Here is a 25,770-nt window from a genome sequence, read left to right on the forward strand (position 1 = left end):
TAACGGGGCGTCAGCGGCTGCGGCGGCGTGACACCGCCGCTGGTCAAGGTTCACCTTACTCATTCCAAGGAACGATCCGACGCCCGAAGCGAGGGGACGTGGTTGTCGCCTCTCCCGTCCGAGGGTCCGCGCTGAGCTCGCTGCCCTCCGGCGGGGATACGAAACCACCGTCCTACCGGTGAAGACCACCGGCGGCAAGTGGATGGGCGACCTCTTCGCGTTTCTCGTGGGCGACGCGGTCGCGGACGACGTCGGCGTAGGACTGGGAGCTGAAGCCGCGGACGATGGGCACGGGGGATGCCCGCGAACTCGAGCCAGCCGGTCAGCTGCTGTCGGAGGGTGTGCTTCACCGCGGCGACATAGAGGGCGTGCTCCTGGCCCTCGGTGCGGTCGAGGCGGAACCAGTCGGGCATCTCGCGCACGAAGGCGTCCGCGCTCGGCCAGGCTTCGCGGACGATGTCGATCAGGTCGGGGAAGCCTCCCTCGCGGCGGGCCTGGGCCAGCTGCGCGGACAGGCGGCGGTACATCGGCGGTGTGTGCGGCAGCACGCCCTCGGCCGCCAGGCGGTACAGCACCTGTGTACCCCTCCCCGCGGCCACCGGCCCCGGACGCGGGACAGACCTCTTCGTCCGGCTATCGCGGACAAAGACACCTCATGCAGTTAAGCCGTCAAGGGACGCACTGAATCGAGGGGGATCTGGCGGGCCTCTCACCGGCATCGGTGATCAATGCGCCGTACGACTCAGCGACCCGTGCAGCGACGTCCTGCAGCAGGAGGTTCGGTGAGGTTCGTGCTGCGCTGACCAACTGGGACAGTAGCGTCCATGCCTCAGCGTCAGCGAGGACTTCGGCCCACAGAGCGAAGTAGTCGTCGTCCTCGTCGGTGAACTGATCAAGACGAGCTGTGAGAAGTTCTTCGAGACGGGGGATGAGCTGCTCGCGAGGGATGTTGGTGATGGCCCGGCGTGCTTGTGCCGCCCAGGCGGGCATCATCGCGAGGTCGACAAGCTGCGGCAGCAGATCAAGGTCATCATGCACATCCGTGAGGAATGCCAGTGCTGCCGCCCGCTGCCAGCCGATAGGGCAGCACTCAGCACCCCGCTCTTGTCCCTCACCTGCTGGAAGAACCGAGAATGGTGGTGAGCCGGCTGTCTCTGGCATCAACGAGGCTTGCCATAGCTCCTCTGCTCGAAGCGGTTCTCGTGAAGTCATCCGGTCATCATGCGGTCCGCTGCGCTGGCTTTGTTCATGAGAACGGGTTCTGGCTCAACTTCTGTGGTCTGTGACTTTGGGTAACCGATTAGATCTCGAAGAGGGCTTCTTCTTGTGGCGGGATCGGAGGGTCAAGGAGGTCACGGAGGCGGGTGATCTCCTGACGCCACTTCGACCAGTTCGCAGCTTCGGCCCACTGTTCGGCGAGTTCAGACCGGTCGCAGACCACTTGGTCCAGGGCGTCGACGGCGAGCATTCGAAGGTCTGCGGGCAACTCCGGCACTGGCTCTGATGGGCCAGTCCAGCCCTCGAGGTAGGGGCCGCTGGGTCCGCGTCTCAGGTAGGCCTTGATCGGTTCGATGGTGGCCCGGAGCTGTCGCTGGGCGTAGGCGAGGGTGGGTGTGGCGTACCAGGCGGGGCCGGTGGGCGGGGCACCGGTGGGCGTGAAGGGGGAGGGTAGTCGGGGGTTGGTGGGCATGTGGGTGAGGTCGACGTACCAGCAGCCCGGGACGGCGGCGTCGAAGGCGGGCCGGTGTTCTGGTGTAGGGCTGACGGGTCCATAGCCGACCTTGATGCCGCGAGCAGCGTGGGTGAAGGCGAAGTTGATGTCCAGTCCGACGACGTATTCGAAGTCGTCGAGTTCCTGGTCAGTGGGATGGCGGAACCAGTCGAGGGCCTCCTCGCACTGCACATCGGCCGGGTCCCATCCGCGGGCCAGGGGGTGGGTTGGTGGGTCTTCGGGGGGGTGCCGGGGCGTGCGCTTCGGTCAGCGCCCCTCGCAGGGGCGGAGCGAGGATGCGCTGGCTGGTGGAGACGTCGCTGGTCCATTGCTTGGGCAGACGCAGGGCGGTCATGAGTTGGTTTCCGCAGGTGGCTGTGGAGCCCTGCGGGGTGATGGCTGTGTCCGCGTACCGGGCCAGGAGCCGGGTGAGGTCCTCAGGGGTGAGTGCGTCCAGTTCCCAGCCTCCGTCGGAGAGCGCCCCCCAGGGCTGCACGGCCAGGTGCACGGTGGCGCGGCCGCGGGGGGCGGTGCGGGCCTGGAGGCGGCTCCAGGGGCCCATGCCGCGTCCGGCGGGTTGCCAGCCTGCCGCGTCGAGGGCGCGAAGGGCCGGGTGGCAGCGGGCGGCTGATCGGGTCGTTGAGCGTCTCTGGAAGGCCGACGATGCGGGTGGCCGCGCTGGTGAGGACGAGCAGGGGCGACTGGTGGTGGCCTCGGTTGTGCAGCCGTACGGCGCCCAGGCCCTCGGTGTGGGTCCAGGCCAGCAGTTCGGCCAGGGTTTGCGGGCAGTCGCTGGTGCGGTCCTTGCTGAGGTGGGCGAACAGCGCGCCGTCGCAGTAGTCGATCACGGCTACGGGGCCTGCCGGGAAGTCAAGGCGTAGGGGTGGCAGTTGCAGGGGTGGGCGCGGCAGGGGGTCCGACTGGCGTGGGGTGAGGGGGCCGCGGGTGGTGCATGTGGTGCCGCGGTGCAGCCACCGGCTGCCGGGTCTGCTGGTGGTGGGCAGGCCGCAGCGCTCGCACAGCCCGATTTCCTGTCCGCAGCCGTCGCACAGCACGTCTGGTTTCCTGCCCGGCGTGTTGTGCACGGTGCGGCGCAGGGCCGCCCAGTCCGGCTCGTAGGTGACGGGCAGGCGTTCCCGGATGCGCTGGAGCAGGCGGGCGTAGGCGATGTCGTCGGCTGGGTCGGTTGCGGCCTGACCGGCTTCCCACGCCTCCATGTCCGGCACGTCCTTGTCGAGGGCGCTGGCGAACTCTTCCAGCGTGGCTCCCCATACCTCTCGCAGGCGGCGTCGTTCATCCGCAGCAGGAAGGCCAGGCGGCCGGGGACCACGGTTCATGAGAGCTTCGGTGGCTTGCAGGGCATCGCTCATGGGCGTGGGGCTTTCAGCACGGCGGGGTGGTGGCGTACATCGTCAGCGGGGCCCAGCTCCGCGCGTCCGTCCACCCGCTGGCGCCAGAACCCCCTGAACGGTCCGCTGAGCGTGCCTACGCGCGTCCACAGCGTCGGGCGGATCCGTGTCGGGGAGGTACCGCCCCGCATGTACCCGCAGACGACGACCTTGCTGGCGTTGGGGTGGTCGAATTCGGTGACGCTGCCCTCGCCGCCCGGATCCCAGGTGTTGCTCGGGAGGTAGGCGTCCCAGCCGTCGCCCTGCGGCCAGAAGCCGCACAGCACGCCCGGGGAGGTGTCGAGCACGGCGGTGCCGTCGGTGTTCGCGGCGCGGCTCGATCTTGCGGGGGAGGTGAGGGAGTGCTCCTCGGTCACGGCCGTGGCGAATGTGTGATCAACTGCTGCACGGCGTACGGCTTCCGGCGTCGGCTCCGGCGGGAAGCGGCGAGGACGTCGCCCGTCCCCCGACCTCTGCCCCGAATCGAGAAGCCCGCATGAGCACGTCCCAGGTTCTCTGGCTCTTCGCACTGGTCTTCACCACGACCGGAGCCGTCATCGGCGCGGCGGCGTACGCCAAGGTGCACCGGATACGCCGTCTGGCCCGCCGCGGGGCGCGGGCCCAGGGCGTGGTGATCCGCCTCGCCGCGACGCAGATGGAGGGACCTGGCGAGGGTGCCACCCTCACCTTCCGAAGCTCCGGCACGACCGTGTACTACCCGGTCGTCGCCTGGACGACCGCAGACGGCCGGGCGATGGAAACCAGCACGGACATCGCCCGCTCCCGGGAGAAGACCCTGGCCGTCGGCACCCGGGTCGAGGTCCGCTACGACCCCGCGAAGCCCACCCGCTGGACGCTCCCGGCCGAAAGCGGCCTCCTGTGGTGGCTCTTCGTCGGGATCGGCGCCCTCTTCGTCGTGATCGGATCGGGTTTCCTCATCGGAGCACTGCGCGCGCCCGGACTCTGAACCCCGGGTCAAAGCCCGCACAGAAGAACGCCGTGACAGGCCATCCGGTCAACTGATCAACACCTCAAAGAGACGTCTGGGGTGGGGTGCGGCAGCGGCAGCGCCGTGGGGGAGAGGAATGACCGCCGCGGCCGCCCGCGCCAAGTCCTGCCCGCCAGGGCCTGCAGCTATTCGTGAATCCACTCCGGAGTGTGGTCGCTGCCCTGCTTCACGTGTCCGAGATCACCCGCGAACGACGAATAGCCGTGTGAGGCGACGGTCTCTGCGCCTGACTCCCGCCGCAGCTGGCTGAGGTGTGGCAGAGCACAGCCGTGCTCCTGCCGGCCCTGTACTGGAGGAGGTGTCCTGGCTACCTCCAGGACCTTCACGGCCCGGTCGAAGGCCGAGTCCTTGTTCTGGTCGAACTCCTCCGGGGTGAGAACCGGCTCCGTGAGGCGCGGCGGGATGCCCGCGCCGTCGAAGGTCCTGCCCGACCGGGTTGGAGCCCCATGGCGTCAGAGCCGCCAACTCTGCGCGCCCACGCTGCCGAAGTCGGGCTCGAACTGCCCCGCTTGCCGGCCGCCCTCCCGAAGGGCTTCCACCGGGCATTGGTGGACCCCGGCGTGGGACGCCCCTCGATGAGGGCGGCCCCGGGGCCTGGTCTAATGAGGGTGAGCCCGTCGTCGACGGGATCCTCCTCTTCGACCACGTCACGTACGAGTTCACGCCGGCCTCCGAGTCTCAGGAGCAGGTGTGCTGGAGCCGGAGCCACGTCCGTGACGTGGCTGAACCAGTGAGTGGTGCGACGGTTCTCCACCTGGACCCAGCGACCGGTTAATCGCATGCTGACATCGCCGGCGAGGCCCGAGTAGAGCGTGAGACCCCAGCTGGGCCGATCTTCACTGACCCCAGCAGTCAATGCGGCGCTCCAAGCCGCGACGCAAGTGGGGTTCAGTGGGCTGAGTCCCAGGGCCCAAGCCGTCCGCGTATGTCAGGGGCGTGGGGTGTCGGTGAAGACGGGCAAGCCGAGGCCGACCAGTTGGCGCCGACCGTCGGCCGGCGCCCGGCTGAGGCTGTTGAGCTTGGCGGTGGCGGCGTCGAGGCTGACCTGGAGCCCTTCGACTTCTCCGAGCCAGCCGTTGCCGCGGGCTTCGCGGATTCGCTCGCGGAGGTTCTGGATGATCTCGATGAGGCGAGGCCGTTGTCGGGGGTCGATCTGGAGGACCGGGCACCGGATGCAGGCTTCTCTGAACTACTGAGGATTTCAGGCTGGAGTCGGTGGGTTGATGGGGGCCGGCAGCCTGGTCCCCGGCGTGACCGTGGGCGAGGACCTCGCCCCGCACCGGGCGAGCGCGGCCCGGCCGGCCACCGCCGCCGGACCGACCCCGGCGGGCAACGGGATCCCGGTCTCCGGTGGAGCCCCGGCACGCCCCGCCACGACGGGCGGCGCCGCGGCCGCTCCCGCCCTCGGGACGTCCTCCGCCGGGCGGGGCCGCCCGGCCACGTCCTCGGGCTGAACCGCTCCGCTGCGCGACGGGGCGGCCTCGGCCGGGCGGAGCCGGGGGGCGCGCGAAAGCCCGCATTGTGGCAGACGGGGCGCGGGGGTCATGCCACGCGTTCCCGGGGCATGACCCCCGGATGCCGCGGGTGGACTAATGAGGGCAACGAACCGGGCGGAACCGCCGCCCATCCCATCCCGAAGGAGGACAGCCATGGCTGCCCTGATCCCCCTCCGCAAGTCGCTCCTCATCGCCGCCTCCGCCGTCGCCGCGCTCCTCAGCGCCGGATCGGCCCAGGCCGCGTCGAGCTCCGCCCACCTGGCCAACGATCCCTCCGGGGCGAAGGTGCAACGCAGCAGCACGCTCGGAGGGGCGGACCACTCCAGTGCGTATTACTACTACTACGTACAGGCGCGGTAGCAGATGCTGTCTTCCCGTGTGCCGCCCGGCCCCTCGGGGGCCGGTCGGCACGGCAACCGGCGCGCGTTCGAGCGGGACCACCTCGGTTTCCTCCTCGACCAGCAGCAGTACGGCGACCTGGTCCGCTTCGACGACGACCTGTACATCGTGAACTCGCCCGCCCTGGCGGAGGAGGTCCTAAAGCACACCAACACCACTTACGGCATCTCCAGCGACCTGCTGGGCGAGGCGACAGACGGAAGCCGCGCCTCCGAAGACCTGGCCCTGTGGATGCGGGCCCGCAGCCTGGCGGGACGCGGCCTGAACCGGACCAGCATGCGCGCCGCCCGGGACAGCCTCGCGTCGACCGTCGTCCGCCACGCGGACACCTGGCACGCACGCGGCAGGATCGAAGCGATCCCCGCACTGGAAGACCTCACCGCCCACCTGATCGCCGAGTTCTGCCTCGGGCCCGAGACCGGCGACGTCCCCGACCTCTTGGCCCGCCTGCAGGACGCGCTGCTGCCCCCCACACTGCCCCTGCCGGCCCGCTGGCACGCGCTGCGCCGACGCCGCCTCCAGCGCGCCGGCCGCGACCTGGCCGACGAAGTCTCCTCCCTGATACGCCGGCGGCGTACGACGAGGCGGGACGACTCGCCCTCCGTGGTCGCGGACCTCCTGACCACCGCGTGCGACGAAGGCGCCCTCACCCACGAGGGCGCGACCAGCGTCATCGTCGCCAACCTCTTCGCCGCCCACGAGACCACCGCCGCCGCGCTCGCCTGGCTGCTCCTCCTCCTCGACCGGCACCCGGAAGTCCGTCGGCGGGTACGGGACGAGGCCGGCCGGGAACTCGCCGGCGCGCTCCCCACCGCGGCCGACGTGCCCCGGCTGGCCGTCACCGAAGCCGTCGTGAAGGAGGCCCTGCGCCTCTACCCCCCGCTCTGGTTCCTCCAGCGGACCATCGAGGAACCCACCGAACTCGCCGGCTACCCCCTGCGCCCCGGCCAGAAGGTCGCCGTCAGCCCCTTCGTCCTCCACCGCGACCCCCGCCACTACCACCGGCCCACCACGTTCGACCCGGACCGCTGGACCGACCGCGCCGCCAACCCGCTGCCCAAGTACGCGTTCATGCCGTTCGGCGGAGGGCCGCGCAACTGCCTCGGAACCCACTTCGCCACCACCGCCATGACCATCGTCACCGCAACCCTCATCCCCCACTACGAGGTCACCCGATCACCCGGCACGACACCCGTCTTCCACACGCGCACCATCCTCCAGCCCCACGACCTCACCCTCGACGTCTCGGTCCGTCCCCACCCACCCGGCGACCGGCCCGGCGACCACCGGCCCGCTGCGGACCCACAGCCCGAAGACCACGGGGCAGCCCGGTGTCCGTTCACCGCCAACACCCCCGCCGCACCGTGACGGACCGGCGTCCCCGCCTCCTCGTCCGGCTTGCTCCGGGCCCGGGGCGGGTGTAGTCCGGTACTGAGGTTTTCAGGGTGGGGTCGGTGGGTCGATGGCCAGATGTGTGGCCGTGAGGCAGCCGTCGACCAAGTGGGGTCGGAGTCGGATTCTGTGTAACTCGCGGCGGAGTGTGCGGTCGAGGTCGTCGGGTGTGGCGAAGCCAGGAGCCGGTCGATGAAGACCAGCCGGTGTTTGGCGCCGGCGCCCACGGCCCGCTGCCGTGGCCTGGACTCCAGCCTCGCCTTGTGCCGTTCGTGCCATAACGGACCGACCTCGGCGACGAGTTCGGCGATCACATCGGCCGACAGCCCTGTGATCCTCCGGTCGCTGATGATCGCTGCACGAGACCCGTTCCCCACCACACGAACATGATCAAGGATCAAGATGCAGCGCGTCACCGCCAACCATGCACGAGCTCGTTAGTCGCGCCGGGCCACCCGTCACTGCCCGGCCGCCCCACCAGCGGGTGACCGGTCTCCTACGAAAATTCACTGCTTCCCCAGAAAGAGAGCCACGAGGCGCATGGCTGAAAATAGCCGGTGCAGATCAGAACTTAACCGGGCCTGGAGATCCCAAAGTGGGCAGAACGGGCCATGGTGCACCCGGATCTGATGAAGCGTTACGAAAAGGCGAGCAAACTGCCATCTGGTTTCATGTCCATCGCCTCCCACTCCCCTGACCAGCCTGTTCTCTCCGCAAGAAGGGGCGTCGCCCCGTGGATCGTTCCACGGGGCGACGCCCCTCGCGGGAGAAGTGCGGCTATCTCAACGCGGTGTCTTCGAGCCGAGGCCCCCGGGGGTGGCAGGCACCCAGTCGGGAGCCGACGCGGCCTCCTTCGGGTCGGGCTCACGCATGTCCACGCGCCAGCCGTCCTCGCCGGTGCTGCCGGTGAGGCGGACCGAGAAACCCTTGACCTGCGTGGTGTCGTGGAAGTACACGACGACGAACTGCCGCACGGACCCCTCGTCGTAGAACTCCGCGGTCACCTGGCCACCGGCCCCCTTCCCGAAGGCCTGGATCCAGTTCTGCGCGGTCTTCCCGGCCTCGCTCTTCGCGCCGTCGGAGTCGGTGTCGGCCGCAAGCGACTCCAGTTCGCCGGTCCGGCCGTCCGCCAGCCGCCAGACCAGCTCCTGCGTGATCCGGAGGGAGTCGGAAGTGGGATACCCGACCACGCCCAGCGGTTCGTGGTTGGAGTAGTCCGTCGCGTACCGGAGCCCGTCCTCATCGGCGGCGCAGGCGCTGAGTGGGGTTGTTCCTGTTTGGCGGACAGGTTGTGTGTGTTGGTCAGGCTGCGGTGTTTTCGTACTCGGCTGGGCTTTGGTAGCCGAGGCTGGAGTGGAGTCTGCGGGTGTTGTACCAGCCCTCGGCGCGCTGTCACCTGGTCCGGTTGCCGGGAGGGCCGGACCGGTGGGCCGTCAGCCGGAGGGGGTGGTCGCGCTCGCGGAGGTGGCGGCCGGGTCTTGGTGGCCGTGCTGTTCGTAGAGGCGGTCGGCGAGGAGGGCATGGGCGAGGGTTCCGCCGGCCCGGACCGAGGCGGTGACGAACGCGGTCTCGGCGAGTTCCTCAGCGGTGACGCCGTGCCTGCGGGCGGCCGCGGTGTGGACGTCGAGGCAGTACGCGCACTGGGTGACGAGGGCCACGGCCACGGAGATCAGCTCCCGGTAACGGCGGGGGACGGCGCCGTCCTCGCGGTCGACCGCGTTCTGGAAGGCGAGCCAGGCCGCGAACTCGGGCGCCGCGGCGGCGCCCACGGAGCGGGCGCGGTGGAGGTCGTCGGGGTGCGCGTACATGGGACTCCTCGGGAAGTCGATGAGGGTGGGACGTCTCCACCTCATCCCGGACCCCGCCCCCGCGTCCAAGACCGGTTCCGCGGGGGCGGTGCCGTTGTCGGTATCGTGGCCGGTCATGGACTTGAGGGCGTTGCGCTGTTTCGTCGCGGTCGCGGAGGAGGGCCACTTCGGCCGCGCCGCCGTGCGACTCCACCTCGCCCAGCCGCCCCTCAGCCGCCGGATCCGCGATCTGGAGGCGGACCTGGGGTGCCGTCTGTTCGACCGGATCCCGACCGGTGCGCGCCTGACGGCGGCAGGAAAGGTCCTGCTCCCGGAGGCCCGCGACCTGCTGGCCAGGGCCGAGCGCGCCCGCGAGCGGGTGCGGGCCGCGGAATCTGTACGCGAGGTCGTCCTGGGCGCCGTCGCCGGCGCCGGCCTGGACTCCTATCCCGCGGCGCTCGCGATCCTGCGCGACACCCATCCCGGGCTGCGTCTGAGGCTGCACGAGGCGCCCGTGACCGATCCGACGGGCGGGCTGCGCGAGCGTCGGGCCGATCTAGCACTGGCCCGTCTCCCCTTCGACACTTCGGGACTGACTGTACGTCAGCTCGGTGTCGAGCCTCTGGTGGCGGTGCTGCCCGCGGACGACGCACTCGCCGCGCGGTCGCGGCTGCACGTGCGGGAACTCGCGGGGAGGCCGCGCTTCCGGCTGCCGGCCGGTACGGACTCGCGGTGGCGCGCGTACTGGCTCGCCGCTGACGAGGACAATCCCGGCCCGGTGGTGGCGTCCGTCGAGGAATGCCTGCACGCGGTGGTGTGGGACGGGGTAACCGGGATACTTCCGGCCGGCGCCGCGCGCCGGCACGCGCGCCCTGGCCTCGCGTTCGTCCCGGTCGACGGCCATCCGCCGAGCCGCTTGATGCTGGCCCGCCGCGCGGACGCCCCCGACCCGCTCGTGGACGCGGTGGCCGCCGCCCTGGCGGACGCCCACGCTTCGGCGGACCCTCTGGTCGGTGTCCACCCCGTCGTTCCCCCGTGACCACGTATGTCGAGATCATGAGGACTTCGGGGCGGCTGGTCCGCCGTTCTACTTGTCGTTCACCTTGAATTGATGCCGTTGAACATGGGCCCCGCGGGGTCCATGGCAGTGATGCGCGCCTCGGGTGGAGCGTTTTCAGCGTCCTTGCCGGGCGCCTTCGTGGACTGTTTGGGCTGGTCGGCCAAGTCAGCCTTTCGCGGGGTCTTCTTTTGCTTCTTTGCAGTCGTGGCAGTGTCCACTCTCTGGCGGTTTCATCCAGCGTGGCACCCCTGAGACCTGCGGGCATCCGTAGAGCACGCCGACCGGCCGCGGGCGCGGCCGGCCCAGTTGTCGTGGCGGTCTGCTGCGGTGGTGCCGCTGCGCCCGGAAGGGTGTTACTGGCCGGAGTCCCACAGCGGGTAGATGCTGTTGCCGACCTCGGCGGCTGACTTCCGGTTGTCGTCGGAGGCGCGGCCGAAGCCCCAGTACAGGTCGTACGGCTTCAGGGGGTAGGTGCGTTCTTCGTACAGGGTCGCGGGCATGACTGCCGCCTCCCCTGACCTGGGGCTGCTTCTTCTATGAGCATCGTCGGCATTCAGCCCGCACACGTCAACAGGGTGGGCGCCGTACGGACCGCGCTGCAGGACGCCGGATTCCCCCTGGGCAGGAACGAACACCACGTCCCGGACGTCACCGCTCCCCTACGCCGCAGCGAGCCGCACCACCGGCCGGTAAGCCCCGAGGCCGACGGCCGGCAGGTGTCGCCGCCGGGCCGTCTCTGGGCTCAGCGGGACCGGAGACCCGGCCAGCGTGAGGCCGGCCCCGGTACGACAACATCGGCGACGCGACACAGGCCCGGGCTGTCGGAACGCGGGTCTAGGCATCGGTCGCCACTTAGACGACCCCTTCAGGGAAACCGGGCGGCCGGCCTCCGGTCATCACCGACGGCATGCTGCGCACCGTGCTGCGACGCCGGGCCGCAGGCGAGACCGTCGAGGCCGTCCAACCTGACCTCTCGGGCTCCGTCGGGTCGCTGCCTCACAGGAGCAGTCGTGGCCGCCGAGCACTTCCTCGTGTTGGCGCGCTCCGGAGGGCGGTCGATCACCGCCCCTTACCCTTCTTGCCCTTGGCTTTTCCGGGGATCCCCTCCGCCTTCGCCGCCCCAGGAGCCTTCGACGGGCGTTCTGTGACCTGCCGCGCCGAAGAGGTACTGGTGAGTGCCTGGAGGTCTTGTGGAGTCAAGGGCGCTGCGGCCGGCGAATGCGGGGTGGACGTCGCGGCTGCGGGGAGCGACGGCGCGGGCGGCCCTGCTGGTGAGGATCCTGCCGGGGTTGCCATCTCGGTGTTCTTCGATGCCGCGGGTTGCTCATGCGTGGGAGCGGTGACGGGTGGGTTATTGCCCGCTTGGATGCCGCCCATCACCAGCACGCAGGTGCCCGCGACGCCCGCCGCCGCAAGGCTCCACTGGAGCGGACGGCGCCCTCGGGCAGCCCCACACGGATCGGGCGTTCGCACGGCAGCAGCGGCAGAGGGCAAGAAGTGGGAGCGATGTGTGCTGGTTCCGCTGAGCGTGGCGCCGGCTGGGGTGCGGGGCCGCGGTGCTTGCGCCATGTCCTGCAGGCATTGGTGGACTGCGGCGGCGTCGGGGCGTGCCGCAGGAGCCTGGTCGGTCATCTTTTCGAGCAGGCGGGCGAGGTCTTCCGGTAGTCCTTCGGGTATGTGGGGCCGGCGCAGGAGGTGGGCGGTGCCGACCTCCATAGGAGTTCCCTGGTACTCGCGCCGCCCGGTGAGAGCCTCCAGGAGAGTCACTCCCAGGGCGTAGATGTCGCTGGCCGTACTCGCGCCTTCGCCCAGGAACTGTTCCGGGGCCATGTAGGCGACGGTGCCGACGAGGGTGTCGGGCGCGCTGTGGGAGCGCTCGTGGACGGTTCGTGACAGCCCGAAGTCGGCCAGGTGGGGCGAGCCCTCTTCGCCGAGGAGGATGTTGGAGGGTTTCACGTCGTGATGGATGACGCCGTGGGCGTGCACGTGGTCGAGGGCTGAGGAGATGTCGGCGCCGAGCCGCATGACCTGGACGGGGCCCAGGGGGCCCGCGTCCATTCGGGTGCGCAAGGTGACGCCGCGGATCAACTCGGTGACCATGAAAGCGCCTTGGCCGTGCCGGCCGGCGTCATAAACGGTGACAAGGGCGGGATGGGAAAGACGGGCCAGTGTGCGGGCCTCGTCGCAGAAGCGGTCGGCAGTGACCGTATCCGTGCCCGCGCGGAATACCTTGACGGCCACCTCACGGCCCAGCACCTCGTCGACACCATGGAACACGTCCGCCGTACCGCCCGACCCTATGGGGCCCTGGAGCCGATAACGGCCGCCCAGGACGGTGTCGCGTAGAGGCGGTACTCCGTACTCTGGGACGGACAGGGCCGACATGGGTCCTCCTCTAATCGCTGGCAGTGCCGCGCGCCTACCCCTCGGAGGTCGCGCTACTCACCGGGCTCCGGCAGCCCCTGCCCAGTACAGGGACACAGTGCCGCCAGCAGCTCCCCGCCCTCGCAGAGCTGGGCATGGACTGGGCGTAGATGTCAAGCCCTCGGAGGGCAGCGCTTCGCTCTCGGCCGCCGTCTCCAGGACGTGGCTCAGGACCGCCAGATCGGCGGGCCCGCGTGGGCACGCCGCTCGGCGAAGCCTGTTTACCTGCTTGCCTTGGCCTCCGACCACGGCCGGCGCCCTGCCGTCATGACCCGCTAGGCCGAGTCCGCCCGGAGGCCGGCTGTGACCCCCGAGGTCAGCCCTCGACTCCTGTGGAGGTGCGCGGGGCTCCGCCGGGCTTGGACTCCGGGAACCCCGGTGGCGCAGGTACACGGAGAGGATGGCCATGGAGGCCACATCTCTGCGCGCCTGCCAGACCGGCCCCAACTCCGCTACCAAGTCGGCGATCACGGATGCTGAAAGTCCCGTGATCCGACGCTCAGACATGATCAGACTGCGTGCTGCGGTCCCCACCACGAACAGCCCAACGACCCTGCCCAGCCCCCGTCAGCCAACCATGCGCGAGCTCGTAAGTCAGGCACCGAGCAGCATCAGTGTGTGAGGCCAGAGGTCATCGAGCACCGCGGGGTCGTTCTTGAGCTTGGCGAAGAGAACCATGCCCTCCAGCTGGGCGACGAGGGCCCGGGCGGTCGACATCGAAGCCCGGTCTGTCGGGATTGCGCCCTCGGCTGCCGCGTCCGTGAGAACGGTGGCGACCAGTTGGATCTGTTCGTCGAAGATCTCCCTCAGACGGGCCTGGATGTCCGGTTCCCGGGTGCTCAGCTCCAGGGCGAGGTTGCCCAGGAGGCAGCCGTCGACCGTGCCGGAGTCTTCTTTCATCCGCCGCTGGACAGCAGCCATGGCGTCTAGCAGCCGCCGCAGCCGGTCGAGGGCGGGCGCGGGGACGGACAGCTCCCCGACCCAGCAGCTTCGCTCGCCCTGCCAGTAGGCGTCGACGACCTCGACGGTGAGGGCCTGCTTGGACTCGAAGAAGTGGTAGAAGCTGCCCTTCTTCACCTCGGCGTGGGCGCAGATCTCGGCGATGCCGAGACTGTTGTAGCCGTGGCTGCGCATGAGTTCGCCGGTGGCTGCAAGGAGCCTTGTGCGTGCCGTGCTGGTGCGTCCCATGACGGTCACTATACGGGCGGTCAACTATCCGGAAGGTTCCTGGAGTAGATTTTTAGTTGACCGGTCGTCTAGTGTTCGGAAGATCGGCAGGCAACCGGCTCGCCGCGCTCTAGGAGGCCTCTCCATGGCTGTACCTCCGATCACCGTCGCCATCGCCCATCACAGCGGGTACGGGCACACCGCCCGTCAGGCCGCCGCCGTCGCCGAGGGCGCGGACTCCGTGCCCGGCGTCCGCGCCGATCTGCGGGACGTGTCGGTCCTCGACGAGAGCCTGTGGACCGCCCTCGGTGCGGCCGAGGCGATCGTCTTCGGTTCCCCCACCTACATGGGCTCGACCTCTGCGGTCTTCCAGCGCTTCGCTGAGGCGAGCGCGCCGGTCTGGGCCGAGCGGGGCTGGCAGGACAAGCTTGCAGCCGGCTTCACCAACTCCGCCGGGGTCAACGGCAACAAGGACAACGCCCTGCTGTCGATGACCGTGTTCGCCGCCCAGCACGGCATGACCTGGGTGCCGCTGGGTCTGCCGCCGGGCTGGATCTACTCCTCCAACGGCAGCCCTGAGGACCTCAACCGGCTCGGCGGCTTCGTCGGCGCCATGGCCCAGTCGCCCTCCGACCTCGGTCCGGAACAGGCACCCGGCACGGCCGACCTGCGCACGGCCCGGCACCTGGGAGAGCGCGTCGCACGGGCTGCGTTTCGTCAGGCCCTGGGTCGTGAGGCCGAGCTCGCCTCGGCGGTGACCGGATGAGACCGGGACGTCTCGGCGAGCTTCTCGGCATCGAACTGCCTATCATCCAAGGACCGTTCGGCGGCGGACTTTCCTCCGTCGAGCTGGCCGTGGCGGTGTCGGAGGGCGGCGGGCTCGGATCGTACGGGGCCCACATCCTCTTCCCGGAGGACATCGGGGACCTGGTAGCACGGCTGAAAGCGGGCACGGACCGGCCGTTCGCGGTGAACCTGTGGGTTCCGTTCGATGGTGAATCCGAACTCCAGCCGTCCGAGACGGACCTGGCCCCTCATGTGGCGCGGCTGCGGCCGTACTACGAGGAACTCGGCATCCCCTCCCCCGCCGCCGCAGACGTGGCCGCCGGGCCGGACTTCGACGCGCAGGTGGATGCCCTGCTCGCCGCCGCCCCGCCGGTCATCAGCCTCGTGATGGGACCACCGCCCCGACGTCTGGTCGAGGAGACCCGGCGGCTCGGCATCGCGCTGATCGGTACCGCGACGACCGTCGACGAGGCCATCGCCCTGGAGGCCTCGGGCGTGGACGCGATCGTCGCCTCCGGCAGCGACGCGGGCGGCCACCGGGGAGCGTTCCTGAGGCCCGTGCGGGAGTCCCTGGTGGGCACGTTCTCGCTGGTCCCGCAGGTGGCGGATGCGGTCACGGTGCCTGTGATCGCCGCGGGCGGGATCGCCGACGGCCGCGGTGTCACCGCAGCCCTCGCTCTCGGCGCGGACGCGGTCCAGATCGGCACCGGCTTCCTCGCCTGCCAGGAGTCGGGAGCGAGCGCGGTCCATAAGGCGGCTCTCGGCACCCCCGAGGCCCGCACGACGGTCTTGACCCGTCTGTTCTCGGGCCGAACAGCCAGGGGCATCCCGAACAGCTTCGTCCGCGACATGGCAGCCCACGAGGACCACGTACCGCCGTATCCCGTACAGAACGCCCTGATGCAGCCGATCCGCCGGGCTGCGGGGGCTCAGGGTCGGCCCGAGTACGTGAACCTGTGGGCCGGCCAGTCGGCAGCCCTGGCTCGGGAGTCGCCGACGGCGGGCTCGTACCTCGCTGACCTCGTCAACGAGGCAGACAGGCTGCTGAAGAGCTGATGGCTTCGCCGTTGCCGGTCGGGCGGTGGATCTCGGGTAGGCGTTGCCATCCCTGAAAGGAGCAGTCCCTGAGGCACTGTCACCCGTGCACACCAGTGTTGCGGCGCGGTCGTACGTGCAGCCGATCGCGCAGTCCCGGCGGCATGGTGGCGCGGGCCTTCCCGGTGGTGACGTCCAGCAGCTGGTCGCCCTCTTCACTGACCTGCTTCGACCTTCCCGACTCGGTGAGCAACGGCAAACCTTCGACGGCCCTTCCACCACGGGTGGCATCCCCTTCGGGTTCCCCCAGGTGAGGGTGGTGGTCCTCGCCGAGATCGGAACACCCGGGGTGCTTGATGCCCGCCTTGGGGGCTACCGCGACGGCGAACGCAGCCTTGCCTACCAGCTGGCCGGCTCCAGCGGTTCGGGAGACCTGGTCATCGCCGACCGCGGCTTCTGGTCGGTCGAGTTCGCCCACGCCTTCACCGTGACGGCGCGAACCTGCTGGTCAGGGTCGAGCTGTCCTTCGATGAGATCAAGAACCACCTCGGTCCGGGCGGACCGATCCGGTCCCGCACACCGGAAGGCGTCCGGCAGGAGCTGTGGGCCTACCTCGCCGTCCACCACGCGATCCGCCGGTTCGCCCACGCCTCAGCCCTTACAGGCCCCGTCGTGGACGCGGACCGGGTCTCCTGCCTCGCGTGCGTCCGGATCGTCCGCCGAAGCGTTCCGTCCCAGCTTGGAACCACTACGGCCAGGCTCACCCGGTCCCTCACCGAGGCTGGTCAGGAAGCACGCAGCCGATTGCTCCCGGCCCGCCAGAGCCGGAACTGTCCACGAGCGGTCAAGAAGCCCAACCGGTGGCCTGTCCTTCGGACCCGCGCCAAACGGGGGACGGCCGAACCGGGCCGCTGGGCCCTCAACCAGACCAAGAAGGCCAAGACCAACCGGCGGGCAGGTCGTCACCGACCCGGGCGGCCGGCTGCTGTGGCTCTCGCCCGCCCTGCCGGGCCGCACACACGACCTGACCGCCGCCCGCACCCACCGGATCATCCGGATCTGCGAGCGCCAGGGCGTTCCCATCCTGGCCGATCTCGCCTACCAAGGCGCAGGACCGTGGCTGACGACCGGCATCAAACGCAAGCCACTCCAGGAACTCACTCCCACCGAGAAGACCCTCAAACCGGGCGCTGGCCGCAGCACGAGCGCCCGTTGAACGCGGTGTCGCGAGCCTGAAGTCCTGGCGGATCTTCCGCAGGTCCCGGTGCAGCCCCAACCGCATGACGTCAATCGTCAAGGCGATCCTCACGCTGGAGCGGCAGCGCTGAAGATCCTTAGTGAGCGCTTCGTCCGGCTATAACCGCCACATGAAGCGCTCACGCGGAACCGAAACCCCTGGGGTCAGTCCTGATCTTGGCTGTACTGGGCCGCGTACCAACTGGAGTCGATGGCGGGGTTGCGCAGCGCCCCCCAGAATCGGTCGTCAGGTATCGGTGGCAGGGGCTGATTGCCCAGGTCCGCATGCAGATCCGCCCGCCAATCGAGAGTGAAGTGGCTCCGGGTCTCCGCGCTCTCGCACACGGACCTGTACGGGGACCCCCAGATCCCGAGGGCTATCTTCTCCGCGGCCCACCTGCGCGTGTGGTCTCGGCTGGTGTCGGCCTGTGCGAGCACCGCGCGGAGTCGCAAGGCGAGCGGGCCGGTCTGGTCAGGCTGCGGCAGGGCCACACCGCCCTCCCACGCGTCCAGGGCCGTCCTGACCTCCGGGTAGTTGTTCAGACCCGTTTCGACCGCCAGTCTGCGCAGCTGCTTTCGCGCGGCGTCGACCACCTGCTCATACGGCAGGACTGCGATCAGCGCACCGAGTTCCTCATGCCCGTCCAGGTGGCTCACGTGGAGGAGGTCGGTGGGACTGTAGGACAGGTCCAGCTCTGGCAGCTGCTCATCCGGTGCGGGAAGGGGCTCGTCGGCACTGTACTGCGGCCTGGCAGGCGGACGCGCCTCCCAGAACAGCCGGCCGTTGAAGGTGACGACACCGGCGTCCTGGCCGCGCTCAAGCGTGCCGGCCAGTTCGGCCAGATACTCACCCAGCGAGTCGGCCTGCCCGAAACTGGTGCCGGTCTCGTCGAAGAACCGTCCGATCACGCCGAAGGAGTCCCGCCCGGTACGGCAATCCATCAGAAGACCGTCCGACGTCACGTCGTAAGAACCGAACTTCACGTAATCGTGAAGCCAGTAGTCCTCGGTCTCCCCGTCGAGGCCCTGGTCGATGCCGCGCATGAACTCGGTGTCCCCGAGGATTCCGCTCACTCCGAGCAGCCGGTCGCCCGTGCTGAAGCGGAAGGCCTCAGGTCCCTCCAGCGCCCCGTTGTGCCGTAGGAGTGAAGCGACCAGGTCCGGAGGAAAGGTGACCCCCAGTTCCTGTTGCGCTGCTGCGATCTCCTCGCCGCCTGCAGGAGGCCGAAGCGTGGCAAACGTGCGGGGCGCGTGCTCGCGCAGCCACGCGTCGATGCGAGTCCATGAGTCCTGGACCAGGTCTGATGTCATAGGGCCGACCTTAGAACCAGCAGCTGGCAATAGCTTGATCGTCGCTCACCGGCCTTGCCGCCGGGTTGGCGTTCAGGCCGGCAAGCTTCGAGCGGCCCCTTGTCCCGGCTCACCAAGCTGCTGGCACCGGACGCTGCAGCCGCCCACTCGACACTGAAGCGCTGAGTCGCCATCACCCGATGGGTGGCCAACTGGAAGAAGCTCACTCGTCTGCTATCTCCGGCCCCAGACGGCACGGCAGTCGCCGGAAGCCTCAGCCGTCCCAGACAGGCGAGCCACCCAGACGGCTACTAAACACCCCTGCCAGGACAAAACGCTCTGCAAGACGGCGCAGCCCGGCTCGTGCGGCAGTGGCCCGTCTACCAGCAGCGCCCCGGCGATCAGGAGCAGTGCCTGGGCGCGGCGCTGGCCGGTGTCGCGGCTTCGGCGAGGTAGGCGCTGCCCAGGTGCCGGGCCGGTCCGTCGGCGGTGAAGACCTAGACCTTGCCGCCGAAGTGCGGGAGGTAGCGCAGGCGCACCCTGGTGCCGATGTGGCCGGCCATCCACGGGGCGATGTAGGCGCCGCGCCGCCACGCGACCCCTGCTGTCCGCTTCGCCTTCATCCATCCCACCACGCCGATCAGGCACACAAGAACGTATGAAGCAGAGCCCAGATGGCGGCTATGCGAGTGTCTGCTATGTGCGAGGCACGGGCTCAATGAGCAGTGCGTCCATGGGCTTGCTGCGAGGGGGGCGCAACACTTCCAGCCAGGTGACTGCGCCGTCCAGGAGACGCCCCATGCAACGGCTCGCCCCTTCGCCACAGCAAGACCGTTCGTCTCCTGTCGGTGGGCGGACTGCCGCTGCCGTCGAAGCCCAAGCGGATAGTTCATCCGAATGTGTGCTACCGTCCCACCTAAGTGGATTATTTATCCGATTGATTGCCGGGATGGAGGGACACGCATGAAGAAGACAGCAGTGGTCACGGCGGGAACAGGGGGCATCGGCCTGGAAACGGCGCTGGGGCTGGCCATCGCCGGGTTCGCGGTCACGGTGATCGGGCGCGACGCCGAACGGGGAGCCAAGGCCGTCGAGCGGATCAACGAGACGGGCCCGCTGCACCCGGCCCGGTTCCTGTCCGCGGACCTCGCCTCGCTCGACCAGGTGCGTGCGCTCGCCGGGACGATCGCGGCCGACCACGCCGCCTCGGGGGAACCGCTGACGGTGCTGGTCAACAACGTCGGGGCGATGTTCGCCGAGCGCCGGACCCGGGGCGGCGTCGAGGCATCGTTCGTCGTCAACCACCTCTCGCCCTATCTGCTGACCGAACTGCTGCTGCCCACACTCGCCGCCGGTGCGCCCAGCAGGATCGTGAACGTGACGTCGGGCGCGGTCGCCGTGGCCAAGCGCGCGTTCGACGCCGTCGAGCCGCCGGGCGGCTACTACGGCTTCCACTGGTACGGCCGCGCCAAGCTCGCCAACCTGGCCTACACCCTGGAGCTGGCAGACCGGTTGGACGGCACCGGCGTCTCGGTCTTCGCCGCCGATCCCGGGGGGGCCGCGACCGACATGACCAACGGCACCATGACCGACCCCAAGATCGTCTCGCCCGCCCTGCGGTTGCTGTGGCCCCTGGTGCGCCGCACATTCGAACGCTCGACCTCGGGTCCGGCGTCCGCGGCAGCCAGGCCCTCCATCACGGCCGCCACGGACGAGACGCTGACGGGGCGAACCGGCATCGTCATCGGTGCCCAGGCGCACCCGGTCGCCCCGCACCGGGCGGCGACCAACCCCCGCGTCGCCGAAGCCGTACGCCAACTCAGCGAACGGCACGCTCCGCTCACCCCCGCCTGAGCGCCGTACGCGCGGCGCGGCGCTGCAGGCACCCCGCGGGCGGCGCAACCATTCGGATGAACCATCCGATTAGCATGGCTGCATGACGACGCCTCTACGCAAGGACGCCGCCCGCAACTGGCAGCGGATCGTCTCCGTCGCCCGCGACCTGGTCGACGAGGGCACACCACTGCAGCTCAACGACGTCGCACGCCGGGCAGGGCTCGGCGTCGGCACCGTCTACCGGCACTTCGCCACGCCCGAGGCGCTGCTGGAGACCGTCGCCGCCCCATGCCTGGAGGCCCTGGCCGCCCACGGCGAGCAGGCGCTGACCGACGCCGACCCCTGGCGCAGCCTGACGGGCTTCCTCTTCCGCACCGTCGAGGCGCAGGTCACCGACGCCGCCCTGCCCCCCGTCGCAGCCGCAGCCACGGACGCCATGCCACGCACCACGGAACTCAAGAAGTCACTGGCATCGGCCGGCGCCACCCTCCTCGCCCGGGCCCGCGATGCCGGAGCAGTCCGCCCCGACCTCGCCGCCGCCGACCTCGTCCCGCTCATGTGCGGCATCGCCCACGCCGTGAGCGTCCACGGCGGCACCCCCGCCGACCGGGTCGACACCGCACACCGCTACCTCGCCACCCTCCTCGAAGGCTTGCGCACGACACCACCGGCCGCGTAAGCGCCCCCACGGCGGACCGACGGCGCCCAGCGACTCAGATCGACCACGACCGGAGGCATGTCAATGCACGTCCACGATCGCAATCCTCCTGGGGAACTCTGATCACGCAGGTGGGGAATTACGTGACGCGGAACCGATCGAGGAGGGGGAATTGCGTGACCGCCGGCACCCCAGCAGCCACCGGTCCGGTCGTAGTCCTTGACCGGGGCCCTGTCCACGTCAGAAGGACTCGACCACCCGAGCCGCCTGCGGGCGCGGTACACCGAGCAGGCCGCAGACCTCTGGAAGTAACTTAGTGCTGGGCGGGAGGGGCCTCTCCGGACTGCGGAATCCACTCCACCGCGCCCTCCCGGTTCGCTCCCAGCGACTCCCGGGCGGCGTCGACGAACTCGCGCAGGGCCGTCTCGTATGCGACGTTGCAGAACATGATCGCCGCAGGTCGGGCGTCGCGATTCGGGCTGTTTCACAAGCGACCACCTATGAAACGACTCCCCCGCGCTGCTCGACGGCCACCGCCCTCCGCAGTGCATCCAGATTGCCCAGAGAGGGCGCACGCGGAGTAATGACGCAGGCATGATGACCTGTCATGACCCTGGGGGAGACAGCCTCGGCCGCATCGGCAGCGACAGCAGATGTCGGCATACCGGCCGTCTCACTGCAGGCTCGCGCCGCACGCCGCGCCGCCGACAATGCTGTCGCTACCGCCCAAGTGATGGCTCGGGCTCAGCACGTTCAGGCGCTCCGGGCTGCTGAACGAACGGCAGCAGCAAATGCGCATACCGCGGCCTACTCCTTGCTCCACGCCGGCCAAGCACTCGTCCGAGCAGCTCAGCAGCGTGCCTTCACCCTCATGGCAGGGGGTGAGTATGGGGATGAGCTGGAGGCTCCTCTACGAGAGGCTGCCGAGCAGGTAGATCGCGAACAGCCGAATCTACGCAGGGCCGAGGCCGCTCTCACTGCTGTGGGGCCGGATGCACTACTGCCCGGCCTTGAGGAACTCCGCACCTGCAGCACGTCTCTGGCAGCAGCGACGTGGTGGGTACGTCGCCCCCTGCGTCGGCCTCTTCCAGGGGAAATCAACGAACGGAATCCTCCTCAGCGAACTTGACGCGGCAAGCTACCCAGCAGCATTCAACCCATCGCCGTCCGATTCGATCAGACGTCGTGTGACCGTCTACTCGGACACTGCTCCCGCCAACCCTGAAGCGGAGCTCGAAACTGCAGGTCATCGCGGATGTCGTCGGCCTCCCACCGGCTCTTCGCCAGGAGGTGCTGTAGTCCGTCCGGCGTGGAGTGCCCTGCAACTCGGCCAGTTGCCAAGAGTTCTTGCGGCCCACCGGGCCGAGCAGACCACGGACGTAGTCCCGCATCCGACGCCGCGGCTCGACACGCGAGAAGCGGTGCCCGACCTGCAGGAAGAGCTCTTCCGGTTCCTGGTCCCACTCGCTGGCGGGTACGTCGTCAATCACACCGAGTGGCTCCAGCCCGATGTCACTACACGCGCCGCGGCCACCCGTTCGCGGGACGGGCCATGCGAACCCGCCCCGCTTCCGGCACCACCTCGCTACACTCCCCCCACCCAAGCCGTTGACCAGGCAAAACATCAAAGTCCGGCTGGAGTACTAGGCGGGGGCAAAGGGGGAATTTCCGAACCACGACAGCTGACGCAAACGCTACACGCCACCACACCCGTCACCAGAGGAACCGTGCGCACGTCACGACGTTGAGCAGGCGCGCCGGCCGGCCGAGACCAACACGCGCGCCCAAGCTCAAGCTACGGCCGCGGGATTCGACGACTGTGCGGCGCGGCGGTGTTCCGCGTTGATGCGCTGTGCTTCTTCCAACTGGTCTTCGAGGGCCACGATGCGGCAGGCGGCCTCGATGGGAGTTCCCTGGTCGACGAGCTCGCGGGCGCGGGCGGCGATGCGGAGCTGGTAGCGGGAGTAGCGGCGGTGTCCGCCGGCGGAGCGGAGCGGGGTGATGAGGCGGGCTTCGCCGATGGCGCGGAGGAAGCCCTGGGTGGTGCCGAGCATTTCTGCGGCCCGGCCCATGGTGTAGGCGGGGTAGCCGTCGTCGTCGAGACGGCCGAAGGTGTCGTCTGCTGTCATTGAACCTCTCTGTGAACCACGTGGAGGGGCCCGGGTGCCTGCTGGCACCCGGGCCCCGAAGGAACTGCTACACCATCTGCCGGCCCTGATACTGCGCCGGCTCCCTGTTTCCGCAGACCCGGCCTGAGCTTCGCCGGGGGTGCGGGGATCGCGGATGCGTGACCGGAGACCACCTCACTATCGATGTCCTGCGGTACCCGGACTCGCGTGGCGTCCGGGCGATCCTGATGGCGCCTCAACTCCTCCGTTCTTCCCTCTGGTGAACAACTGCCTACCTGCGGGAACTGCTGTACTGCTGGTACTGCTGGTACTGCGACCTGCGGGTACTGCTTCACTCATTACTTCTGGTACTGCTGGTGGTGCGAACTGCTTGTACTGCTCGCGACCTGGCCAAGCGTCACGACTCCGGCAGCCAGCCCCGTTGCCCATCCTGCATCTGCTCTGGCTTAGAACCCCACTGCCGAACTTCCCGGTGCGCGCGCCCGCAGCCGACGCCTTCACCGAGGTGTTGCTCACTTGATTCACTGCTGGGTACTGCGTACCGCGGGTACTGCTCACTGCTGTACTGCGAACTGCACTTGCGGGTACTGCCAACTGCGTGAACCGCGGTACTGCTGACGGCGGCCCCTGAAAACTGCGGGCCACCCGGTCCGGCCGCCAGTCCCGTCGCCATCCTGCAAAAGCCCTGGCTTCGACACTCCGCCACCGCACCGTCCTACGCACTGCAACTACCCGTACTGCTGCCCGGCAGTTCGTCTCTGCCGGGCCCTTCGGTCTCTCTGGGCTACGAGAGAAACCATAACCGCGCCACCATCCAATGTCTACTCTGGCCGACACAGATTTTCAGCTGTCCTCCCTTGAGGTAATCGGGTGCTGTCGGGTTGGACGGCTGTCGGCGCGGGCACCTACACGCTCCGTCTGGCCGCCCACCCCCACACCATCGAGGTCCCCGTCGACGATCTCGGCTCCCACCCGCCACGCATGCGCACCCCCGACCTCGACGGCGCCCCTGGCGGATTCGGCTGGCACATGGTCGACGACCTCGCCCGCGCCACCGTCGTCACCCCCAGGCCCGAAGGCGGAAAAGCCGTACGCGCCCTCCTCCCCCGCTGGACCCGCGGGTAGACGCGGCCTGCGGGCGGGTAGTCGTCGGTCGGGAAGTTCGGCCGACCCGTAGAAGATGATCTTCTCGAAGCTCCGGTCGTCTTTGAGCCCGCCCGCACCGGCTTCCGCGCCGGACGTGGCGTCGGCGGCGGCCCCCAGCCGCATCGACCGACCTGGACGCTTGGGCGATCAGCAGGTGCAGGACCTCGTGCGCGCCGCGGCCGACCGGTTCGGCGCCGCTTGCGGCCCAATCCCTCCCCGGCAGCCGCCGGCAACTCCGCCCCCCGCACTGTCACCACCCGTTCGAACATCACCAGGCGCTTTCCTGCGGGCAGATCTCGGCCAGAAGCTCCAGCAGATGGGCGGCGACCGCTTCGGACTCACCCGGCGGCAGCCAGGTGTAGACGGCAGTCCGGGCCGTCGCATCGACGTGCTGCAGCACATACCCGTCCACCAGCCCGCGCATACCGGGGCACTGGCCGGTCGGCAGGTGCGGGCGGGGGCGGCGCGGTCAGGGCGGTCAGGGCGGTCAGGGCGGTCAGGGCGGTCAGGGCGGTCAGGGCGGTCAGGGCGGTCAGGGCGGTCAGGGCGGTCAGGGCGGTCAGGGCGGCCACCGCCGCGGCGATCAGCAGCACCGGCCCGGCCGGCGTATCGGCGAACGAACGCAACGTCTCGTCCAGGCCCTTTGCCTCGCCAGCATCGAAACGCACCGCGGCCAGGAGAACGAACAGGCCGGTCGCCACCGCAACCACTCCACACGTCACGCCGCCGATGATGCCCAGCGCCGCGACGATACGCCGCGTGGTCCGGCTCATCCGCTCCGTACGGAGGTTCTCCTCGAACTTCCGCATCAGGCTGCGCACCACGAGCACCACGCCCACGATGGCCAGCACGGCGCCGAACACGCCGACGATTACCCGGCCATAGGGCCATTCCAGCACGCGCGCGGTGTAGTCCTTCGACGACTCGTCACCGCCGCGGGTCCCGCCGGACCCGCCGACCAGCGCGGTCTGCACCACGCCGATACAGATCACCAGGTAGAAGACGGCCAGCCCCAGGGAGCCCAGGCGCCGGGTCCACTTGTCACCGCCTTCCGTCGCCTGCCCGAATGCGGCCTCGGAAAAGCGCCACAGCGCCATCGCCGCCAGCCCCACCACCAGCGCCCACAGCAGCACCTGTCCGTACGACTGCTCGCCGATGGTCCGAACCGCCCCGGACCGGTCGGCCTCCTTGTCACTGCCGCCACCCAAACCGATCCGCACGGCGAGGAGCCCGACCAGAACGTAGATCACTCCCCGCGCGCAGAGCCCCACCCGGGAGGCAACCTCCATGGCCCGGCTGTCGGCCACACGCTGCCCCCGGGTCTTGGCCTGGGCGGCATCCTTTTCGGTCGCCATATCCGACACCTCCCCTGCGCGGACGCGATGGCACCCAGTCACAGCCGTTATCCCCACCATGGCACCTCGCAGCGCACCCGACCAGCGCAGTCCGTCGCTTCCAGGTAGGCCGGCCGCGGTTATGGTCGGGCGCAGTCCGCGCCGATAGGGCGGGCGCGGGCGAGGCCCCGGTGACCAGCGCGTTCTGGCGGCAGTAGCTACCGGGCCGCCGGTCCGGCTCGCGGACCGGGAGGAGCGGAACCCGCTTCCCGTGGCCTGGCTGCCTGGCTGGCTGCACGAGCTGGCCCCGTCATGAGAAGGGCCTCCCCTCGGAGGATGAGGGGAGGCCCTTCTACACCGGGCTGTGCGCTGCGGCTGGTTCAGACGGCGGTGCTGGATGTGCCGACGTGATGAGCGCGCCGGGTCCAGGACTTGGTGCTGTCAGTGCTTGTCGTGGTGGTCGGCCTTGTGGTGCCCGTCCGAGCCG

25 protein-coding genes and 5 pseudogenes are annotated in these 25,770 nt (G+C 69.5%); 11 read left to right on the top strand and 19 right to left on the bottom strand.

Features of this window, described 5'->3' with window-relative positions:
- Window positions 1-669: 669 nt before the first annotated feature.
- The 4 genes from IH80_RS0130725 to IH80_RS0130735 form a co-directional block, all read right to left on the bottom strand.
- A complete protein-coding gene (locus IH80_RS0130725; protein ID WP_158943688.1) occupies window positions 670-1,212 on the bottom strand; it encodes a hypothetical protein in 543 nt (180 codons plus the stop codon).
- 88 nt (window positions 1,213-1,300) lie between these two features.
- Window positions 1,301-1,903, bottom strand: coding sequence for a DUF4259 domain-containing protein (locus tag IH80_RS41105; RefSeq protein WP_051810149.1), 603 nt, complete (start codon window positions 1,901-1,903; stop codon window positions 1,301-1,303).
- 245 nt (window positions 1,904-2,148) lie between these two features.
- A complete protein-coding gene (locus tag IH80_RS45010) occupies window positions 2,149-2,928 on the bottom strand; it encodes a hypothetical protein (protein ID WP_158943690.1) in 780 nt (259 codons plus the stop codon).
- Between the two features lie 149 nt (window positions 2,929-3,077).
- Entirely contained in the window at window positions 3,078-3,476 is a 399-nt protein-coding gene (locus IH80_RS0130735) for a hypothetical protein (protein ID WP_030964838.1), read from the bottom strand.
- A gap of 119 nt (window positions 3,477-3,595) precedes the next feature.
- Between IH80_RS0130735 and IH80_RS0130740 the strand changes: the two genes are divergently transcribed.
- Entirely contained in the window at window positions 3,596-4,066 is a 471-nt protein-coding gene (locus IH80_RS0130740) for a DUF3592 domain-containing protein (protein ID WP_030964839.1), read from the top strand.
- A 356-nt stretch (window positions 4,067-4,422) separates the two neighbouring features.
- On the opposite strand, the pseudogene IH80_RS46360 reads toward IH80_RS0130740, so the two are convergent.
- Window positions 4,423-4,545 (bottom strand): annotated as a pseudogene (locus IH80_RS46360) (protease); the annotation flags it as partial.
- A gap of 786 nt (window positions 4,546-5,331) precedes the next feature.
- Here IH80_RS46360 and IH80_RS44115 point away from each other — a divergent pair.
- From IH80_RS44115 to IH80_RS0130755, 3 genes are all read left to right on the top strand, one after another.
- Complete coding sequence (locus IH80_RS44115) at window positions 5,332-5,562, top strand: hypothetical protein (protein WP_030964840.1); 231 nt, start codon at window positions 5,332-5,334, stop codon at window positions 5,560-5,562.
- A gap of 195 nt (window positions 5,563-5,757) precedes the next feature.
- Entirely contained in the window at window positions 5,758-5,964 is a 207-nt protein-coding gene (locus IH80_RS0130750) for a hypothetical protein (RefSeq protein WP_030964842.1), read from the top strand.
- A gap of 3 nt (window positions 5,965-5,967) precedes the next feature.
- The gene (locus tag IH80_RS0130755; RefSeq protein ID WP_030964843.1) at window positions 5,968-7,371 is read left to right on the top strand and encodes a cytochrome P450; all 1,404 of its coding nucleotides are present in this window, start codon (window positions 5,968-5,970) and stop codon (window positions 7,369-7,371) included.
- Window positions 7,372-7,443: 72 nt separating this feature from the next.
- Here the strand turns inward: IH80_RS0130755 and IH80_RS47460 are convergent.
- From IH80_RS47460 to IH80_RS0130765, 4 genes and pseudogenes are all read right to left on the bottom strand, one after another.
- Window positions 7,444-7,572: pseudogene (locus IH80_RS47460) on the bottom strand (IS630 family transposase); the annotation flags it as partial.
- A 605-nt stretch (window positions 7,573-8,177) separates the two neighbouring features.
- The gene (locus IH80_RS0130760) at window positions 8,178-8,585 is read right to left on the bottom strand and encodes a hypothetical protein (protein ID WP_030964844.1); all 408 of its coding nucleotides are present in this window, start codon (window positions 8,583-8,585) and stop codon (window positions 8,178-8,180) included.
- Between the two features lie 112 nt (window positions 8,586-8,697).
- A pseudogene (locus tag IH80_RS47465) lies at window positions 8,698-8,766 on the bottom strand (hypothetical protein); the annotation flags it as partial.
- A gap of 62 nt (window positions 8,767-8,828) precedes the next feature.
- A complete protein-coding gene (locus IH80_RS0130765) occupies window positions 8,829-9,203 on the bottom strand; it encodes a carboxymuconolactone decarboxylase family protein (protein ID WP_030964846.1) in 375 nt (124 codons plus the stop codon).
- A 115-nt stretch (window positions 9,204-9,318) separates the two neighbouring features.
- Between IH80_RS0130765 and IH80_RS0130770 the strand changes: the two genes are divergently transcribed.
- Window positions 9,319-10,221, top strand: coding sequence for a LysR family transcriptional regulator (locus tag IH80_RS0130770; RefSeq protein ID WP_030964847.1), 903 nt, complete (start codon window positions 9,319-9,321; stop codon window positions 10,219-10,221).
- A gap of 374 nt (window positions 10,222-10,595) precedes the next feature.
- Here IH80_RS0130770 and IH80_RS45015 read toward each other — a convergent pair whose 3' ends face one another.
- The 3 genes from IH80_RS45015 to IH80_RS0130785 all read right to left on the bottom strand — a co-directional run bounded on the left by IH80_RS45015 (window position 10,596) and on the right by IH80_RS0130785 (window position 13,854).
- Window positions 10,596-10,742 carry a hypothetical protein gene (locus IH80_RS45015; RefSeq protein WP_158943692.1) on the bottom strand — a complete coding sequence of 49 codons (147 nt, stop codon included), beginning with the start codon at window positions 10,740-10,742 and terminating at the stop codon, window positions 10,596-10,598.
- A gap of 559 nt (window positions 10,743-11,301) precedes the next feature.
- Window positions 11,302-12,627: a serine/threonine-protein kinase gene (locus IH80_RS0130780; protein ID WP_051810153.1), complete on the bottom strand. Its 1,326-nt coding sequence runs from the start codon at window positions 12,625-12,627 to the stop codon at window positions 11,302-11,304.
- A 633-nt stretch (window positions 12,628-13,260) separates the two neighbouring features.
- Window positions 13,261-13,854 carry a TetR/AcrR family transcriptional regulator gene (locus IH80_RS0130785; protein ID WP_030964849.1) on the bottom strand — a complete coding sequence of 198 codons (594 nt, stop codon included), beginning with the start codon at window positions 13,852-13,854 and terminating at the stop codon, window positions 13,261-13,263.
- A 124-nt stretch (window positions 13,855-13,978) separates the two neighbouring features.
- Between IH80_RS0130785 and IH80_RS0130790 the strand changes: the two genes are divergently transcribed.
- Window positions 13,979-14,599 carry a flavodoxin family protein gene (locus IH80_RS0130790; protein ID WP_030964851.1) on the top strand — a complete coding sequence of 207 codons (621 nt, stop codon included), beginning with the start codon at window positions 13,979-13,981 and terminating at the stop codon, window positions 14,597-14,599.
- Window positions 14,596-15,675, top strand: coding sequence for an NAD(P)H-dependent flavin oxidoreductase (locus tag IH80_RS0130795; protein ID WP_037881592.1), 1,080 nt, complete (start codon window positions 14,596-14,598; stop codon window positions 15,673-15,675). The genes IH80_RS0130790 and IH80_RS0130795 overlap by 4 nt, the downstream gene beginning before the upstream one ends.
- Before the next feature lie 79 nt (window positions 15,676-15,754).
- Here the strand turns inward: IH80_RS0130795 and IH80_RS45020 are convergent, their stop codons facing one another.
- The gene (locus IH80_RS45020; protein WP_158943694.1) at window positions 15,755-16,132 is read right to left on the bottom strand and encodes a hypothetical protein; all 378 of its coding nucleotides are present in this window, start codon (window positions 16,130-16,132) and stop codon (window positions 15,755-15,757) included.
- Window positions 16,133-16,609: 477 nt separating this feature from the next.
- On the opposite strand from IH80_RS45020, the pseudogene IH80_RS42870 reads away from it, so the two are divergent.
- Window positions 16,610-16,982 (top strand): annotated as a pseudogene (locus IH80_RS42870) (transposase family protein); the annotation flags it as partial.
- 73 nt (window positions 16,983-17,055) lie between these two features.
- On the opposite strand, the gene IH80_RS0130810 reads toward IH80_RS42870, so the two are convergent.
- Complete coding sequence (locus IH80_RS0130810; protein WP_030964854.1) at window positions 17,056-18,201, bottom strand: SMI1/KNR4 family protein; 1,146 nt, start codon at window positions 18,199-18,201, stop codon at window positions 17,056-17,058.
- A gap of 476 nt (window positions 18,202-18,677) precedes the next feature.
- On the bottom strand, window positions 18,678-18,803 hold the full coding sequence (locus IH80_RS45450; RefSeq protein ID WP_199819329.1) for a Mu transposase C-terminal domain-containing protein: 126 nt from the start codon (window positions 18,801-18,803) through the stop codon (window positions 18,678-18,680).
- 340 nt (window positions 18,804-19,143) lie between these two features.
- On the opposite strand from IH80_RS45450, the gene IH80_RS0130825 reads away from it, so the two are divergent.
- A complete protein-coding gene (locus IH80_RS0130825) occupies window positions 19,144-20,034 on the top strand; it encodes an SDR family NAD(P)-dependent oxidoreductase (RefSeq protein WP_030964856.1) in 891 nt (296 codons plus the stop codon).
- 82 nt (window positions 20,035-20,116) lie between these two features.
- Window positions 20,117-20,695, top strand: a complete 579-nt coding sequence (locus IH80_RS0130830; RefSeq protein WP_030964857.1) for a TetR/AcrR family transcriptional regulator — start codon at window positions 20,117-20,119, stop codon at window positions 20,693-20,695.
- 292 nt (window positions 20,696-20,987) lie between these two features.
- Here the strand turns inward: IH80_RS0130830 and IH80_RS46980 are convergent, their stop codons facing one another.
- The 3 genes and pseudogenes from IH80_RS46980 to IH80_RS0130845 all read right to left on the bottom strand — a co-directional run bounded on the left by IH80_RS46980 (window position 20,988) and on the right by IH80_RS0130845 (window position 22,803).
- Entirely contained in the window at window positions 20,988-21,122 is a 135-nt protein-coding gene (locus tag IH80_RS46980) for a hypothetical protein (protein ID WP_267883534.1), read from the bottom strand.
- A gap of 791 nt (window positions 21,123-21,913) precedes the next feature.
- A pseudogene (locus IH80_RS46365) lies at window positions 21,914-22,110 on the bottom strand (transposase); the annotation flags it as partial.
- Window positions 22,111-22,464: 354 nt separating this feature from the next.
- A complete protein-coding gene (locus tag IH80_RS0130845; RefSeq protein WP_030964858.1) occupies window positions 22,465-22,803 on the bottom strand; it encodes a MerR family transcriptional regulator in 339 nt (112 codons plus the stop codon).
- 870 nt (window positions 22,804-23,673) lie between these two features.
- Here IH80_RS0130845 and IH80_RS39880 point away from each other — a divergent pair.
- Window positions 23,674-23,928: a hypothetical protein gene (locus tag IH80_RS39880; RefSeq protein ID WP_051810155.1), complete on the top strand. Its 255-nt coding sequence runs from the start codon at window positions 23,674-23,676 to the stop codon at window positions 23,926-23,928.
- A 359-nt stretch (window positions 23,929-24,287) separates the two neighbouring features.
- Here IH80_RS39880 and IH80_RS0130855 read toward each other — a convergent pair whose 3' ends face one another.
- Window positions 24,288-25,304 carry a DUF1206 domain-containing protein gene (locus tag IH80_RS0130855; protein WP_234432437.1) on the bottom strand — a complete coding sequence of 339 codons (1,017 nt, stop codon included), beginning with the start codon at window positions 25,302-25,304 and terminating at the stop codon, window positions 24,288-24,290.
- Window positions 25,305-25,770 lie beyond the last annotated feature (466 nt).

It is taken from the genome of Streptomyces sp. NRRL S-378, from assembly GCF_000720645.1.
GTDB lineage: Bacteria > Actinomycetota > Actinomycetes > Streptomycetales > Streptomycetaceae > Streptomyces.

Coding starts and splice junctions, on each gene's coding strand:
- IH80_RS0130790 (WP_030964851.1), top strand. CDS start 13,979: ATGGCTGTACCTCCGATCACCGTCGCCATCGCCCATCACAGCGGGTAC.
- IH80_RS0130810 (WP_030964854.1), bottom strand. CDS start 18,201: ATGACATCAGACCTGGTCCAGGACTCATGGACTCGCATCGACGCGTGG.
- IH80_RS0130755 (WP_030964843.1), top strand. CDS start 5,968: ATGCTGTCTTCCCGTGTGCCGCCCGGCCCCTCGGGGGCCGGTCGGCAC.
- IH80_RS0130830 (WP_030964857.1), top strand. CDS start 20,117: ATGACGACGCCTCTACGCAAGGACGCCGCCCGCAACTGGCAGCGGATC.
- IH80_RS0130770 (WP_030964847.1), top strand. CDS start 9,319: ATGGACTTGAGGGCGTTGCGCTGTTTCGTCGCGGTCGCGGAGGAGGGC.
- IH80_RS0130765 (WP_030964846.1), bottom strand. CDS start 9,203: ATGTACGCGCACCCCGACGACCTCCACCGCGCCCGCTCCGTGGGCGCC.
- IH80_RS0130855 (WP_234432437.1), bottom strand. CDS start 25,304: ATGGCGACCGAAAAGGATGCCGCCCAGGCCAAGACCCGGGGGCAGCGT.
- IH80_RS44115 (WP_030964840.1), top strand. CDS start 5,332: ATGGGGGCCGGCAGCCTGGTCCCCGGCGTGACCGTGGGCGAGGACCTC.
- IH80_RS45010 (WP_158943690.1), bottom strand. CDS start 2,928: ATGGAGGCGTGGGAAGCCGGTCAGGCCGCAACCGACCCAGCCGACGAC.
- IH80_RS0130825 (WP_030964856.1), top strand. CDS start 19,144: ATGAAGAAGACAGCAGTGGTCACGGCGGGAACAGGGGGCATCGGCCTG.
- IH80_RS0130725 (WP_158943688.1), bottom strand. CDS start 1,212: ATGACTTCACGAGAACCGCTTCGAGCAGAGGAGCTATGGCAAGCCTCG.
- IH80_RS0130795 (WP_037881592.1), top strand. CDS start 14,596: ATGAGACCGGGACGTCTCGGCGAGCTTCTCGGCATCGAACTGCCTATC.
- IH80_RS0130785 (WP_030964849.1), bottom strand. CDS start 13,854: ATGGGACGCACCAGCACGGCACGCACAAGGCTCCTTGCAGCCACCGGC.
- IH80_RS46980 (WP_267883534.1), bottom strand. CDS start 21,122: ATGTTCTGCAACGTCGCATACGAGACGGCCCTGCGCGAGTTCGTCGAC.
- IH80_RS0130780 (WP_051810153.1), bottom strand. CDS start 12,627: ATGTCGGCCCTGTCCGTCCCAGAGTACGGAGTACCGCCTCTACGCGAC.
- IH80_RS0130740 (WP_030964839.1), top strand. CDS start 3,596: ATGAGCACGTCCCAGGTTCTCTGGCTCTTCGCACTGGTCTTCACCACG.
- IH80_RS45015 (WP_158943692.1), bottom strand. CDS start 10,742: ATGCCCGCGACCCTGTACGAAGAACGCACCTACCCCCTGAAGCCGTAC.
- IH80_RS45450 (WP_199819329.1), bottom strand. CDS start 18,803: ATGAAGGCGAAGCGGACAGCAGGGGTCGCGTGGCGGCGCGGCGCCTAC.
- IH80_RS0130750 (WP_030964842.1), top strand. CDS start 5,758: ATGGCTGCCCTGATCCCCCTCCGCAAGTCGCTCCTCATCGCCGCCTCC.
- IH80_RS0130845 (WP_030964858.1), bottom strand. CDS start 22,803: ATGACAGCAGACGACACCTTCGGCCGTCTCGACGACGACGGCTACCCC.